General features: G+C 72.4%; 15 protein-coding genes. 9 read left to right on the forward strand and 6 right to left on the reverse strand.

All coding sequences use genetic code 11. The features are described from left to right. The first annotated feature begins 152 nt into the window (after window positions 1-152). From ACFVXG_RS34960 to ACFVXG_RS34980, 5 genes are all read left to right on the forward strand, one after another. The gene (locus tag ACFVXG_RS34960; protein WP_387933506.1) at window positions 153-626 is read left to right on the forward strand and encodes an SRPBCC family protein; all 474 of its coding nucleotides are present in this window, start codon (window positions 153-155) and stop codon (window positions 624-626) included. Between the two features lie 98 nt (window positions 627-724). Further along, window positions 725-1,384 carry a hypothetical protein gene (locus ACFVXG_RS34965; protein WP_387933507.1) on the forward strand — a complete coding sequence of 220 codons (660 nt, stop codon included), beginning with the start codon at window positions 725-727 and terminating at the stop codon, window positions 1,382-1,384. A gap of 109 nt (window positions 1,385-1,493) precedes the next feature. Further along, window positions 1,494-2,291, forward strand: a complete 798-nt coding sequence (locus ACFVXG_RS34970; protein WP_387933509.1) for a DsbA family protein — start codon at window positions 1,494-1,496, stop codon at window positions 2,289-2,291. After that, entirely contained in the window at window positions 2,288-2,911 is a 624-nt protein-coding gene (locus ACFVXG_RS34975) for a vitamin K epoxide reductase family protein (protein WP_387933510.1), read from the forward strand. Before ACFVXG_RS34970 ends, ACFVXG_RS34975 begins: the two co-directional genes overlap by 4 nt. Window positions 2,912-3,347: 436 nt before the next feature. After that, window positions 3,348-3,500 carry a hypothetical protein gene (locus ACFVXG_RS34980; protein WP_387933512.1) on the forward strand — a complete coding sequence of 51 codons (153 nt, stop codon included), beginning with the start codon at window positions 3,348-3,350 and terminating at the stop codon, window positions 3,498-3,500. On the opposite strand, the gene ACFVXG_RS34985 is transcribed toward ACFVXG_RS34980, so the two are convergent. From ACFVXG_RS34985 to ACFVXG_RS35000, 4 genes are all read right to left on the reverse strand, one after another. Then, complete coding sequence (locus ACFVXG_RS34985; RefSeq protein WP_387933513.1) at window positions 3,481-4,557, reverse strand: hypothetical protein; 1,077 nt, start codon at window positions 4,555-4,557, stop codon at window positions 3,481-3,483. The genes ACFVXG_RS34980 and ACFVXG_RS34985 overlap by 20 nt on opposite strands. 66 nt (window positions 4,558-4,623) lie before the next feature. Next, window positions 4,624-5,622, reverse strand: coding sequence for an adenosine deaminase (locus ACFVXG_RS34990; protein ID WP_387933515.1), 999 nt, complete (start codon window positions 5,620-5,622; stop codon window positions 4,624-4,626). Window positions 5,623-5,669: 47 nt separating this feature from the next. Then, entirely contained in the window at window positions 5,670-7,031 is a 1,362-nt protein-coding gene (locus tag ACFVXG_RS34995) for an MFS transporter (RefSeq protein ID WP_387933517.1), read from the reverse strand. Then, entirely contained in the window at window positions 7,028-7,621 is a 594-nt protein-coding gene (locus ACFVXG_RS35000; RefSeq protein ID WP_387933519.1) for an ArsR/SmtB family transcription factor, read from the reverse strand. Before ACFVXG_RS35000 ends, ACFVXG_RS34995 begins: the two co-directional genes overlap by 4 nt. Window positions 7,622-7,769: 148 nt before the next feature. Between ACFVXG_RS35000 and ACFVXG_RS35005 the strand changes: the two genes are divergently transcribed. Continuing rightward, the gene (locus tag ACFVXG_RS35005; RefSeq protein ID WP_360239748.1) at window positions 7,770-8,051 is read left to right on the forward strand and encodes a DUF6158 family protein; all 282 of its coding nucleotides are present in this window, start codon (window positions 7,770-7,772) and stop codon (window positions 8,049-8,051) included. 149 nt (window positions 8,052-8,200) lie between these two features. Next, window positions 8,201-9,589: an NADP-dependent succinic semialdehyde dehydrogenase gene (locus ACFVXG_RS35010; protein ID WP_387933521.1), complete on the forward strand. Its 1,389-nt coding sequence runs from the start codon at window positions 8,201-8,203 to the stop codon at window positions 9,587-9,589. A gap of 48 nt (window positions 9,590-9,637) precedes the next feature. Here the strand turns inward: ACFVXG_RS35010 and ACFVXG_RS35015 are convergent, their stop codons facing one another. Next, window positions 9,638-9,922: a hypothetical protein gene (locus ACFVXG_RS35015; protein WP_387933523.1), complete on the reverse strand. Its 285-nt coding sequence runs from the start codon at window positions 9,920-9,922 to the stop codon at window positions 9,638-9,640. A 52-nt stretch (window positions 9,923-9,974) separates the two neighbouring features. Further along, complete coding sequence (locus ACFVXG_RS35020; protein ID WP_387933525.1) at window positions 9,975-10,943, reverse strand: Ku protein; 969 nt, start codon at window positions 10,941-10,943, stop codon at window positions 9,975-9,977. A 353-nt stretch (window positions 10,944-11,296) separates the two neighbouring features. Here ACFVXG_RS35020 and ACFVXG_RS35025 point away from each other — a divergent pair, with 353 nt between their 5' ends. Continuing rightward, entirely contained in the window at window positions 11,297-12,742 is a 1,446-nt protein-coding gene (locus ACFVXG_RS35025) for an amino acid permease (protein WP_387933527.1), read from the forward strand. A gap of 691 nt (window positions 12,743-13,433) precedes the next feature. Beyond that, the gene (locus ACFVXG_RS35030) at window positions 13,434-14,090 is read left to right on the forward strand and encodes a transglycosylase SLT domain-containing protein (RefSeq protein ID WP_387933529.1); all 657 of its coding nucleotides are present in this window, start codon (window positions 13,434-13,436) and stop codon (window positions 14,088-14,090) included. Window positions 14,091-14,106: the final 16 nt, after the last annotated feature.

Genomic DNA, 14,106 nt, shown 5'->3' on the forward strand with positions numbered 1-14,106 from the left:
ATCATCCAGCCCCCGGAGCGCCCACCCCCGGAACCGCCCCCGGACCCACCCACCCTCCCGAAAGCCCCCCACCCCACCCCAGCCCCGCGCAGCGGCCCCCCTCTTTTGCCCCACCCCACGACAAGGCGCACGCTGGGTCCGGAGGAACCCCCATGACCACCCTTGAGGAACAGATCGACATCACCGCCCCCGTCCTCGCCGCCTGGGAGCAGCTCCACCGGGTCCACGAGTACCCCCAGTTCGTCGACGGGGTCCGCAGCGCCCACCCCCGCGGCCGCAACCTCGCCCACCTCGGCGTCCGGATCGGAACCGCCGAGCGGTCCGTGGACACCGAGATCACCGACCGCGGACGGGGCCGGGTGATGGCCTGGCGGACCCTGGACTCCGTCCACCTGAGCGGCGCCTTCGCCCTCCTTCCGCTGGACGCCCGGCACACCCGCCTGCAGATCCGGGTGGAGTACGACCCGGAGGCCGTCCACCGCGAGTTCGGCGGACCACGCGGCTTCGCCCAAGCAGGAGCGATCGAACGCACCGTGCGCGAGGACCTCGAACACTTCCGCGACCTCCTGGAGACCCGCATAGCGACCTCCGACGGCGCTCCCCACGACTCCCCCCACACCCCATAAGAACCACATAAGCCCAGCTCAGCACGGGTGGTGAAGCTGTTCACAGCCCCCCGTCCACCCGACCGTTCCAGTTTCAACCTGTGGCAGACTCGGATGCCATGGACATCGGCCCGGTCACCAGGACGCTCCGCGCGGCGGTCTTCGCCGCGCTGGTCGTGCTGCTCGCCGGGCTCGGCCAGGTACTGGTCACCGGCCGTACGCTGCCGGTCGGAACGATGGGCCTGGCCTCGGCGGCCGTCTTCGTCGTCGCCCTCGCCCTGGCCGGTCGCGAACGCGGCTACCCGGCGATCGCGGCGGCCTTCCTGCCCCTGCAGCTCGGCGTCAGCGCCCTGTTCGACCTGGCCCAGCGCTCCTGCCCCTCGCTGCCGCCCGACGCCGGGCAAGGTCTCCGCCCGCTGCTCTGCGGCGGCGGCTCGCTCGGCGGTTTCCTGCTCGGCCACGGCGTGTCCGAGCAGACCGGCGTCCTGGTCCTCCTTCTCCTGCACACGGTGATCGCACTGGTCGGAGCCTTCTGGCTCCGCCGCGCCGACGCCGCCCTCGCCGGCCTCGCCCAGGCGGTCCGGATGCTCGGCGAGTTCCTGCACCTGCACCTCCCGGCGGCAGCCCGCTGGCTGCGCCTGCTGACCGCGCCCGTCCCAGCCCGTCCGGTGCTCCGGGTGCCGTTCCCCCCGGCCAGCCGCCCGCTGGTCCCGGCCGAGGACGTCGTGGTACGTCCGGCCGTCCGGCGCGGTCCGCCGGTGTTCGCCCTGGCCGTCTGAGCATCCTTCCCTCAGCGGTCGTCTCTCCCTCGCGCCGACCCGATCGCCGGTCGCGCCGACCTTCCGCACGCCCGAAATCAAGGGCGCTCAGAGCACAGGACGACACCCCATGAGCAACACCCGCAAGGCCGACCAGAAGACCAACGCCACCGAGCGGATGCGCTCCGCCCGAGCCCAGGCCGAGCGCTCGGACCGGATCCGCCGCCGGGTGGTGGTCGGCGCCGCCTCCGCCGCCGTGCTAGCCCTCGCGGCCGGCGTCGCCTTCGCCGTCGGCGGCACCTCCGACTCCTCCTCCTCGAACGCCGCCGCGAACGGCCCGCTGGTCGTCCCGGCCAACGCCACCGGCCCGAACGGCACCGTGATCAGCTACGGCAAGGCCGACGCCCCGCACACCCTGGAGGTCTACGAGGACTTCCGCTGCCCGTTCTGCGAGCAGCTGGAGACGACCACCGGCAAGACCATCCAGCAGCTCGCCGACAACGGCACCTACAAGGTCGAGTACCACCTGGCGACGTTCCTGGACAAGAACCTCGGCGGCAAGGGCTCGCGCACCGCGCTGGCCGCCGCCGGCGCCGCGCTGAACGAGGGCGTGGACAAGTTCAAGGCCTTCCACGACGTGCTCTACGCCAACCAGCCCGACGAGCGCAGCGACGCCTTCGGCGACGTCAACCACATCCTGGACCTGGCCGGCCAGGTGCCCGGCCTCAAGACCGACGGCTTCGTCAAGGCCGTCCAGGAGGGCACCTACGCACCGTGGGCGGCCAAGGTGAACGAGGAGTTCAACAAGAGCGACGTCACCGGCACCCCGACCGTCAAGCTCGACGGCAAGAAGCTGGACGTCCTGACCAACGGCAAGGCCGTCTCGCCCGAGCAGTTCACCGCCCTGGTCAAGCAGGTGACCGGGTGACAACCACGCCCGCCCCCGCCCCCACACAAACCTTCCCCGCCGGCCGCCCCTTCGCCTGGCTCCTGCTGATCACCGGCGCAGTCGGCCTGTTCGCCTCGACCGTCCTCACCCTGGACAAGCTCCGGCTCCTCAAGGACCCGTCGTACGTCCCCAGCTGCAACATCAACCCGATCATCAGCTGCGGCTCGATCATGCGCAGCGACCAGGCGGAAGCCTTCGGCTTCCCCAACTCGCTGATCGGCCTGGTGGCGTTCGGGGTGGTGGTCGCGATCGGTGCCGGGCTGCTCGCCGGGGCGTCCTACCGGCGCTGGTTCTGGCTCGGCCTGCAGGCCGGGACGGTGTTCGGAATCGGCTTCGTGACCTGGCTGATGTACCAGGCGCTGTACCGGATCAGCGCGCTCTGCCCGTACTGCATGGTGGTCTGGGCCGCGATGATCCCGCTGTTCTGGTACACCACCCTGCACAACCTCCGCTCCGGGGTGATCCCGGTCGGCCCGCGGCTGCGGACGGTCGTACGGGAGGCCGCGCGCTACCACTGGGTCGTTCCGGCGCTCTGGTACGCAGTGATCGCGCTGCTGGTGCTCAACCGGTTCTGGTACTACTGGAGCACCCTGATCTGACGCCCGTTCGCCGCCCCCGTCCTGATGCCGGGGGCGGCGGCCCCTCCTCCGCGCGGGAATCTGGCACGTGACCGTCTTCTCCCGCACCATTCCTGGGCAGTGAGCAGGAGCGAGCCCGCGCACCGGCACGCCCCGAACGGTCTTGGGCGCACTGGTCCCCGGCATACTCGACCCCGTTGGGCGACACGCATCCCGTGCGTGGTCCGTCCCGGGAGGCCGGTTCCCTCACGACCTGGCCACACGGACGCGGTCAGCGGCGACGGGGAGGCCCTGAACCATCACTCCGGTGGAGCAGGGGCCCCGCACGCCGACGCGCAACCCGACGTCCAGATCGCACTCCGAGCGTAGGTGGCTCTCCACCCGCCCCGCAGGCTACCAACGGGACATCACCCGATCGGCCTGCAACGACTTCCCGTGCGCTGCATAGCTCGCATCTATGAACCCCGTCGTCCTCGGCCGCGGCACCCTGCTGTTCCGCCCCACCGCCCACCCCGTCCCGCTCACCCTCGTCGAGACCCTGCACTTCACCAACGGCGTCACCCTGCTGCACTACGCCCGGGACCGCGGCGCTACTTCGGCACCCCGGTGAGCTGGGCGAACGCGGCGGTGCCCGAGTAGCCGACCAGGAAGCCCACCAGCACGCCGCCCCAGAAGTCCTCGACCGTGACGAAGGACGGCGCCTCCGACTTCCGCGCGGCGAACACGATCGCCGCGCCACTGAGGATGACGGCCAGCACGAGCGAGCCGATCGCCGTCCCCAGGTGCTGCTCGACCAGCGCGCCGAGGCTCTGCGCCTCCTGGAGCGAGCGGGCCACGCTGCCGACCAGGCCGCCCGCGACCCCGCCGGTCATCACGTTCCACAGCGCGGCCTTGAGCGGCACGGTCAGCGCGGTGGTGTTGGAGAGCACCCTGCGGCGCTCCGCCCCGGGCGGCGGTGCGGCGTCCTGCCGCGGGGTCAGCCCGTAGACGACGGTGAACTGCAGGCGGTAGCTGGCCGGGACGAAGAACGGGCTGCGGCCGGTGCCCAGGCGGATGGTCCACACGTCGGTGGATCCGGGTTCCAGCGCCGCCCCCTGCGGGAGGGAGCCGATCAGCGGGACGCGCTCCTGCTCGGCCGGCCGGTCCAGGTACATGGTCAGGGTCGTCCGGTCGTAGGCGTGGACGTTGGTCTGCCCGGCCCGCCCGTGCAGGAACACCGTCGAGTTGCCGTAGGCGTGGAGGTTGAGCTGATCGTCGGCTCCGTCGAGGCGTGCCTGGTCGCGAGCGATCGCCTCGTCCAGCACCGCGATCTCGTCCTCGACCGCCAGCCGTTCCGCGAGCGGCGGATCCGGCGACAGGCGCTGCACCAACTGCCGTCTCCGGCTCCGGAGTTCCAGGATGGAGGCCCGCAACCGTTCGAGCTCCTCCTCCGGAACCACCGGGACCGCAGCCTCCGACGGTTTCTCGGGCCGCTCCGGCGCCCGCCACTCCAACTGGGTCGGCAGGCTCAGCTCGACCGCGTCGAGCCACACCGGCACCGAGAACGGGTTCTTGACGTGCAGGTAGACCGTGAAGTCCGTGCCCGAGTACACCTGCGGGACGGAGAGGTCGACCGCGAGGTCCAGCAGACCGAACTGGGCCGGGTGCTCCGGCAGTGGGGTGGTCACCCGGACAGGCTAGTGAGACCAGCCTGTCCGGATCAGGGATTCGGCCGGATCCGCTCAGCCCTCGATTCAGCCCTCGATCGGGTCGAAGGTGAACCGCTCGACCTCGGCGAGGAGTTCGGCGCGGCGGTGGTCGTCGAGGAAGGAGGCCCGGAAGGAGTTGGCGGCCAGTCGGCGCAGGGTCTCCTGGTCGAGGGCGAGGGCCTGGCGGACGGCGCGGAAGTTGTCCTCGACGTAGCCGCCGAAGTACGCCGGGTCGTCGGAATTGACGGTGACCAGCAGGCCGGCGTCCAGCATCTCGCGCAGCGGGTGGTCGGCGAGGGTGTCGATGCAGCGCAGCCGGACGTTGGAGAGCGGGCAGAGGGTGAGCGGGACCTGCTCGCGGACCAGTCGGGCGACCAGCTCGCCGTCCTCCAGGCAGCGCAGGCCGTGGTCGATCCGCTCGACGCCGAGGACGTCCAGCGCCTCGGTGATGTACGAGGCCGGGCCCTCCTCGCCCGCGTGGGCGACCCGGCGCAGCCCGGCCTCGGCGGCCCGGCGGTAGACCTCGCGGAACTTCGCGGGCGGGTTGCCGACCTCGGCGGAGTCCAGGCCGATGCCGGAGATCCGGTCGAAGTACGGGCGGGCGGCCTCGAAGGTCTCCAGCGCGGAGTCGGCGGACTCGTCGCGCAGGAAGCACATGATCAGCTGGGTGCTGATGCCGTACCGCTCCTCGCTGCGCGACAGCGCGAGGGCCAGCCCGTCGACGACGACGCCGAGCGGCACCCCGCGCGCGGTGTGCGCCTGGGGGTCGAAGAAGATCTCGGCGTGCCGCACGCCCTGCTCGGCGGCCCGGGCCAGGTAGGCGTCCGCGAGGTCGGCGAAGTCCTGCTCGGTGCGCAGCACGGCCATCAGCGCGTAGTAGAGGTCGAGGAAGGACTGCAGGTCGCTGAAGGAGTACGCCTTCCGCAGTTCCTCGGTGTCGGCGTACGGCAGCGCGACGGAGTTGCGGGCGGCGAGGGCGAAGGCGAGCTCGGGCTCGAGGGTGCCTTCGATGTGCAGGTGGAGTTCGGCCTTGGGGAGCGGCATGTGCGATCTGTCCGAGCTGTCGGGGATTGGGCCTGAAGGTACGAAATTCATCCTATGATCTTTGCGATCTGCAGGGGTGCCGTGGGCAGCTCCCGGAGGGTGCGCAGCGGCGAGAACAGCGGCAGTGCGGCCGCCACCACCAGCAGACCGGCCATCACCCACATGGTCGCCCGCAGGCCGATCGCCGCGCCCAGCGCACCGCCGGCCAGGGCGCCGAGCGGGATGGTGGCGTGGACGGCGAACATCGAGCCGGCCGTCACCCGGGCGAGCAGTTCGGGCGGGGTGTAGGACTGCCGGAAGCTGCCGAGCACCACGTTGCAGAGGACCACCGCCGCGACGACGCCGATCGCGCCGAGGACGTACAGCGCCGTCCCGACCCCCGGTCCGGCCAGCGGCATCAGCAGCCCGAGCGGGACGGCGCCGAGCAGTACGACCCGCACCGCGCGGGCCGTCCCCAGCCGTCCGCACAGCGGTCGGGCCGCCGCCGCGCCGAGCACCCCGCCGACCGCCGCGGCCGAGGCCAGGGCGCCGACCCAGCCGGGGGCGATCCCGGCCGACCGGACCAGGAACAGCGCCAGGATCGACTGGTAGCCCATCAGTGCGAAGTTCGCGGCCGCGCCGAAGCACAGGAAGGCGCGCAGGTACGGGTCGCCCAGCAGGAAGGACAGCCCCTCGCGGACCTGCCCGCGCAGGCCCGCCCGCGCCCGGACCACCGGCTCCGACTCCGACTCCGGCTCCGGCTCCGACTCCGGCTCCGGCTGCGGCTCCGGCTCCGGCTCCGGCTCCGGCCGGGAGCGGATCCGCAGCAGGGTGCCGGCCGCGACCAGGAAGCTCACCGCGTCGAAGAGCAATCCGCTTGCAGCGCCGAGGAGTTGGACGGTCAGACCGGCCAGTCCTCGGCCCGCGACCTCGGCCGCCGAGCCGCTGCCCTGCAGCTTGGCATTGCCCTCGATCAAGTCCTCCGGGGCCACCAGTTCGGGCAGGTACGCCTGGTCGGCGGCGTCGAAGAACACCGAGCAGGCCCCGCCGAGGAAGGCCACGGCGAGCAGCTGCACCATGGTGAGCACACCGAACCACCCCGCCACCGGCACGCTGGCGAACAGCGCGGCGGAGCCGAGGTTGCAGGCGATCATCACGGTCCGCCGGGGCACCCGGCCGACCCACACCCCGGCCGGCAGGCCGAACAGCAGCCAGGGCAGCCAGATCGCACTGGTCAGCAGGCCCGAGGCGAGCGGCCCGGCGTCCAGGGTGAGCACCGCGACCAGCGGCAGCGCGACGGTGGTGACGCTGCTGCCCAGCCGGCTGACGGTCTGGCCGGCCCACAGCAGCCGGAAGTCCCGCTGGGCGAACAGGCCCCGGCGCGACCGGAGTTCGGGGCCCCGGGCGGACGGGGCGAGGGTGGCGGTCACGGCCTGGCCGGGACGCTGTGGGCGAAGGCCAGGACGGTCTCGCGCTCCTGCCCGTCCTCGGGCACCAGCCGCCGCGCCCACTTCTGGATCACCTCGTGGAGGTCGGCGGCCAGCTCCCGGGCCTCCTCGGGGGTGAGCCGCAGCCAGGCCTGGGTGGCCACCGAGCAGCCGTCCCGCCAGTCGGGCCCGTACCCGCCGCGCCGCGCGGACCACTCGCGGACCAGCTCGACCTGGCGTTCCAGCAGGATCGACCCGGCGGCGTCGGCGACCGCCTCGGTGACCGGGTCACCGTCGAAGTCGGCCCTGGTCCAGCTGAGTTCGCGGTCGGCCAGCCGCCACCACCGCTCGCGCCGGTCCCGGGCGAGCTCGGCCGCCTCCTCGATCAGTCCGCTCTCGGCCAGCACCTTGAGGTGGTGGCTGACGTTGCCGACCGCCTGCCCGGTGCGCTCGGCCAGCCGCCCGACGGTGGCCGGGCCGTCGACCTTGAGCAGGTCGATCAGCCGGCGGCGCAGTGGGTGGGTGAGGGCGGCGAGCACCCGGGAGTCCTGGATCTCCCGGGCGCCGCGCGGTTCGTCCGTCGTCTCGTCCATGCCGGGAGGATATCCACAAGAGCTCTTGTACGACATCTCTTTTGCAATTCCTCTTGTCCATCTCCCGGCCGCCACAGACGATCGGGTGCACCCGCGGCGGTCGGCGGGCACCCTGGAGGAAGGGGACTTCCGCCGAGGAGGCACCGCGATGCAGCACGCCGACGACCCGCACATCCGGCCCGCGGGCATCTCCCCGCACGCGCTGGGCAACGACACCCTGCTGCACGAGCTGGAGCAGCTGCACCGCACCCGCCACGAGACCTTCCTGTACGGCTCGGAGGAGGCGCTGAAGCGCCACACCCTGCGCACCGGCCAACTGGAGGCCGAGTACCTGCACCGCTTCCCGCTCCGCCAAGTGACCGCGGCCCGGACCAGGGCCGGCGCCCGGGCCCGGGAGGCGGCGGCCCGGGTGGAGTCGCTTCCGGAGTGACGGACGGGCCGGAGTGACGGACGGGCCCCAGTGACGGACGGCCGCCGCCCGGCGGGACACGCCGGGCGGCGGTGGCGCCCCCGGGGGCGGGGCGTCGGGGAGGGTGTGAGGGCAGACGCACCGGACCCGACCCCCTCTGGGAGCCCCGCATGCCCATCGCCAGCGTCAACCCCGCGACCGGCGAGATCATCCAGACCTTCGAACCGCTCGACGCGGCCGGGATCGAGCGGCGACTGGCCCGCGCCGAAGCCGCCTTCCACGGCTACCGCTCCACCCCCTTCGCCGCCCGCGCCGAGCTGATGCACCGCGCGGCCGACCTACTGGACCGGGACCAGGACGCGCTGGCCCGGACCATGACCGAGGAGATGGGCAAGCCGCTGGCCGCCGCCCGGGCCGAGGCCGCCAAGTGCGCCAAGGCGATGCGCTGGTACGCCGACCACGCCGAGGCGCTGCTCGCCGACGAGCACCCGGCCCCCGCCGACGTGGCCGACAGCGGGGCCTCCCGCGCGTACGTCCGCTACCGGCCGATCGGCCCGGTGCTCGCCGTGATGCCGTGGAACTTCCCGTTCTGGCAGGTGATCCGCTTCGCCGCACCGGCGTTGATGGCGGGCAACGTCGGCCTGCTCAAGCACGCCTCCAACGTGCCGCGCACCGCGCTGGCGATCGAGGAGCTGTTCCGGCGGGCCGGCTTCCCCGAGGGCTGCTTCCAGACCCTGCTGATCGGCTCGGGCGCGGTCGAGGGCGTGGTGCGGGACCGCCGGGTCGCCGCCGTCACCCTCACCGGCAGCGAGCCGGCCGGGCGGGCGGTCGCGGCCGCCGCCGCGGACGAGGTGAAGAAGGCGGTGCTGGAGCTGGGCGGCAGCGACCCGTACGTCGTCCTGCCGAGCGCCGACCTGGACGCTGCGGTGGCCACCGCCGTCCGGGCCCGGGTGCAGAACAACGGCCAGTCCTGCATCGCCGCCAAGCGCTTCATCGTGCACACGGACGTCTACGACCGCTTCACCGCCGCCTTCACCGAGGCGATGCGCGGGCTGCGGATCGGCGACCCGATGGACGAGGCCACCGACGTCGGCCCGCTGGCCAGCCGCCAGGGCCGGGACGACCTGGAGGAGCTGGTCGAGGACGCCCGCACCCACGGCGCCCGGGTCGAGTGCGGCGGCGACCGCCCGATGGGGTGGGACACCGGCTGGTTCTACGAGCCGACCGTGCTGACCGGCATCACCCCGGCGATGCGGATCCACCAGGAGGAGACCTTCGGGCCGGTGGCCACCGTCTACCGGGTCGCCGACCTGGACGAGGCGGTGGCGCTGGCCAACGACACCCCGTTCGGGCTCAGTTCCAACGTCTGGACCACCGACCAGGGCGAGCAGGAGCGCTTCGTCCGCGACATCCAGGCCGGCGGGGTGTTCTTCAACGGCATGACCGCCTCCCACCCGGCGCTGCCCTTCGGCGGGGTCAAGCGCTCGGGCTTCGGACGGGAGCTGTCCGGGCACGGCATCCGGGAGTTCTGCAACGTCACCACGGTGTGGGTCGGCTGAGCCCTCCCGGAGCCGCGACGTCTCCGGTGCGGTGGCGGGCCGGTCGGGTCAGGAGGCCGCCATCCGGTGCTTGCCCCGGCCGGGCGTCGCCCAGCGGGCGACCACGCCGACCAGCGCGATGAAGGTCAGGAACCAGAAGAAGGCCATCAGCCCGATCATCGGATCCCACTCGGTCTGGACCTCGACCATGAGCAGGCCGATCGAGAGCGCGACCATGAAGGTCACCACGGTGGGGCTCAGGCTGAGCAGCCAGTGCCAGGCCCGGTGGCCCAGACTCGGGTTCCGCTCGGCGTCGGGGCCGGTGTCGAGTTCCTTGTAGGTGAGCAGGTCCATGGGGACCGCCTCCAGTGCTGGAAGAGAAGAGGGGAGGGCCCGGCCCGCGCGGTCAGGAGGCCTTGCGCGGAGCCGGGGACTTGCGGGTGGTGGTCTTCTTCGCCGCCGGAGTCTTCTCGGCGGCGGCGTGCGCGGCGGCAGCGGTGGTCTTCTTGGCAGCGGCGGCGGTCTTCTTCGCCGGGGCGCGCTTGCGGGGCGGCGGTTCCTGCTCCTGCTCCCCCTGCTCCGGTGCGGTCGGCGCCCGCCCGCCCCTGGCCTGCTTGAGGCTGCTGCGCAGCGCCTCCATCAGGTCGATCACGTTGTCCGGCGCCTCGCCGGACTCCTCCTCGTGCGGGAGCTCGACGCCCTCCAGCCGGGCGGTGATCACCTGCTGGAGCGCCTGCTGGTAGTCGTCGTGGAGCTGGGAGAGGTCGAAGTCCTCGGAGAGGGTGTCCATCAGCGACCGCGCCATCTTGAGCTCCTGCGGGCGCACCGTCACGTCCTCCTCGGGCGCGATCCCGGCCGCCGGGCGGACCTCGTCCGGCCAGATGCAGGTCTGCAGCACCAGCGTCCCGTCGTGCACCCGCAGCACCGCGGGCGACTCCCGGGTGCGCAGCGCGATCTTGGTGACGGCGATCTGCCCGGAGTCCACCAGCGCGTCGCGCAGCAGGGCGTACGGCTTGGCGGCGGCCTTGTCGGCGACGCCCACGTAGTAGGCCTTGGAGAACATCAGCGGGTCGATCTCGGTGGCGTCCACGAAGGCCAGCACGTCGATGATCTTCTTGCTGGGCAGCGGCAGGTCGGCGAGGTCCTCGTCGCTGAGGGTGACCGTCCGGCCGTCGGGCGACTCGTAGCCCTTGGCGATCTCGGCGTACGGGACCTCCTTCTCCTCCTGCTCGCAGTACCGCTTCATCCGCACCCGGCCGCCGTCCTTGGCGTGCACCTGGTGCAGCGGGACGTCGTGCTCCTGGGTCGCGGAGTAGAGGTGGACGGGGATGCTGACCAGCCCGAAGCTGATCGTCCCCTTCCAGGTGGTCTGCATGGGGTGGCTCCGAGAGACGTCCGAGAATGCCCCGAGACTCCCACTGTGCCCGGGTTCGCCGTGATCGGCCACACCGCGCCCGGGCGGGGGCCCGACGACCGGCCGACTTGAGCCTCCGCAGAGCTCCACGACCGGCCCATATCCTGATGATGCGTCAGATCTGAGCTTTCCATGACACCACTGCACCCGGCCTGACCTGGGCTTTTGCGTTCGGTGAGCGAACAGTTATCAAAGCATTGTTCCGATACTCGGGCGTAGAAGTTAGGTTGCACCGCAATGCGCGGATCTGTCCCCCACCCTGCGGCGCGACGAGCCGAGGGTCATGCCGCGCCGGAAAGGCAGAGGACTCCCCCATGAGTGCGGACACCACCAAGCAGGTGGCGGACACCACCCAGGTCCCCCACCAGCTCGGCCCGGTCGGACACGGTGGCGACGGCCACCTGAAGGCCGGGCTCAAGAACCGCCACCTGTCGATGATCGCCATCGGCGGCGTGATCGGCGCCGGCCTCTTCGTCGGCTCCGGCGCGGGCATCGCGAGCACCGGTCCGGGCATCCTGCTCTCCTACGCCCTGGCCGGCGCGCTGGTCGTGCTGGTGATGCGGATGCTCGGCGAGATGGCCGCGGCCGACCCGCAGAGCGGCTCCTTCTCGGCGTACGCGGACCGCGCGCTGGGCCGCTGGGCCGGCTTCACCATCGGCTGGCTGTACTGGTTCTTCTGGGTCGTGGTGCTCGCGGTCGAGGCGACGGCCGGCGCGAAGATCCTCCACAACTGGGTGCCCGGCGTCCCGCAGTGGGGCTGGGCACTGATCGTGATGGCGGTGCTGACCGCCACCAACCTCTTCTCGGTGTCCTCGTACGGCGAGTTCGAGTTCTGGTTCGCCGGGATCAAGGTGGTCGCGATCGCCGCGTTCCTGGTGATCGGCGCCCTCGCCGTCTTCGGCGGGCTGCCCGACACCCACGCGGTCGGCCTCAGCAACCTGACCGGCCACGGCGGCTTCCTGCCGCACGGCGTGGGCGCGGTGTTCACCGGCATGCTGACCGTCGTCTTCGCCTTCATGGGCAGCGAGATCGTCACGCTCGCCGCCGGCGAGTCGGAGGACCCGCAGAAGGCGGTCACCAAGGCCACCAACAGCGTGATCTGGCGGATCGGCGTCTTCTACCTGGGCTCGATCCTGCTCGTGGTCACCCTGCTGCCCTGGGACTCCGCCGAGGTCAAGGCCAGCGGCCCGTACGTGGCGGTCCTGAACCACGTGGGCATCCCGCACGCGGGCCAGGTGATGGACGTGATCGTGCTGACGGCCGTGCTGTCCTGCCTCAACTCCGGCATGTACACCGCCTCCCGGATGGCCTTCTCGCTCGGCCAGCGCGGGGACGCGCCGAAGGCCTTCGCGACCGTGACCTCGCGCGGCGTGCCGCGGGTGGCGATCCTGTGCTCGGTGGTCTTCGGCTTCATCGCCGTCTTCCTCAACTACTACTCGCCGGACACCATCTTCGCCTTCCTGCTGAACTCCTCCGGCGCGGTCGCGCTGTTCGTCTGGCTGGTGATCTGCGCAACCCAGCTGCGGATGCGCCGGATCCTCGAGCGGGAGACGCCCGAGCGCCTGACCGTGCGGATGTGGCTGTTCCCGTACCTGACCTGGACCGCGATGGGCATGATCGGGTTCGTGATGGCGTACATGTTCACCACCAAGGACGGCCGCGACCAGATGTACCTCTCGCTGGTCGCCGCGGCGGTCGTGCTCGCCGCCTCGGCCGTGGTGGGCCGGCGACGGCGGGCGGCGGTGGCGGCGGGGTCCTGAACCCGTCCGCCCCGCGCGGGAACGCCGGGCCCGGGAGCCGTTGCGGAGGCTCCCGGGCCCGGTGCCGTTGTGCCCCGGCACCACCCCGGCACCACCCCGGCACCGGGCCCGGCACCAGGCGGGCCGCCGGACGGGTCCCGGCGGTCCGACCGGCGTGACCGGCCGGTCGCGCTGCGTCGATGTCCGTGCCGTGAACGTGTGAGCCCGCCCACAGGGGGTTTCGCATCTACTGCCCCGGATAGTTGTCACGGCCGGCGCTTCCGGCCCGCGACGCCGGTCGCCGCGCCCCGGCGGCCCGCCCCGGCGCCGGATCCGCCCCGAAGAACGCAGGCCACCGACCCTTCCGGCCCCGCTTTCCGTCGGCGCCCCCGATCCGCGACCCCCGAACACCAAAACCGGACAAATCCCTGCAAAAACCTTGGCGCGCCCGGTCCCACCCACCGCTGAGCCACTACTCCGCGTAGTAGCGAGCGCCTTTGCCACCCGTCCTCGGCCCTGCCAAGAATGGCCCGTCGCCAGGCAGCGCCGGCCGGCCCCGTCCGCCGTGCGCAGCCCGCCCGCCCCGCCGCTCACCGCCGGGGCGCCACGACCGTCCCGGACGGCCGCGCGGGCCCCGCTCACCCGGAGCCCGTGCGATGCCCCGCGCCCAGTGCCCCGGCACGGTCCCCGACGGAAAAGGATTGTCCGCTCCATGCAGCTCAGCCATGCCCGCCGCAACTCCCTGATCACCGGCGTCGCCACCCTCGTGGTCGCGAGCGCCGCCACCGCCGCGCTCGCCATCCCGCAGGTCGGGAACACCGCCGAGGCCGCCGCCCCGGCAGCCGCCGTGGTGGTGGACGGCAAGCCGGTGGCGGACCAGGGACAGGCCGACACCGCTGCCGCTGCCCAGCAGGCCGCCCAGGACGCCCAGGCGGCCCAGGCGAAGGCCGAGGCGGACGCCAAGGCCCAGGCCGACGCCCAGGCCCAGGCCGCGGCCGACGCGAAGGCCCAGGCGGACGCCAAGGCGCAGGCCGACGCCGCCGCCTCCCGCTCCCAGCAGCGCCAGGCCCTCGCCGCCCCGAGCGGCACCCCGCAGCAGATCGCCGCCCAGATCGTCCCGGCCGGCCAGCTGCAGTGCTTCAGCAACATCGTGTCCCGCGAGAGCAGCTGGAACCCGATGGCCGTCAACGCCTCCTCCGGCGCCTACGGCCTGGTCCAGGCGCTGCCGGGCTCCAAGATGGCCTCCGCCGGCTCGGACTGGAAGACCAACCCGGCCACCCAGATCAAGTGGGGCCTGGACTACATGAACTCCCGCTACGGCAGCCCCTGCGGCGCCTGGGCGTTCTGGCAGAGCCACCACTGGTACTAGGCCGACCCGGCTCCGC

Source organism: Kitasatospora sp. NPDC058162 (assembly GCF_042884005.1).
In the GTDB taxonomy this organism is placed as follows: domain Bacteria; phylum Actinomycetota; class Actinomycetes; order Streptomycetales; family Streptomycetaceae; genus Kitasatospora.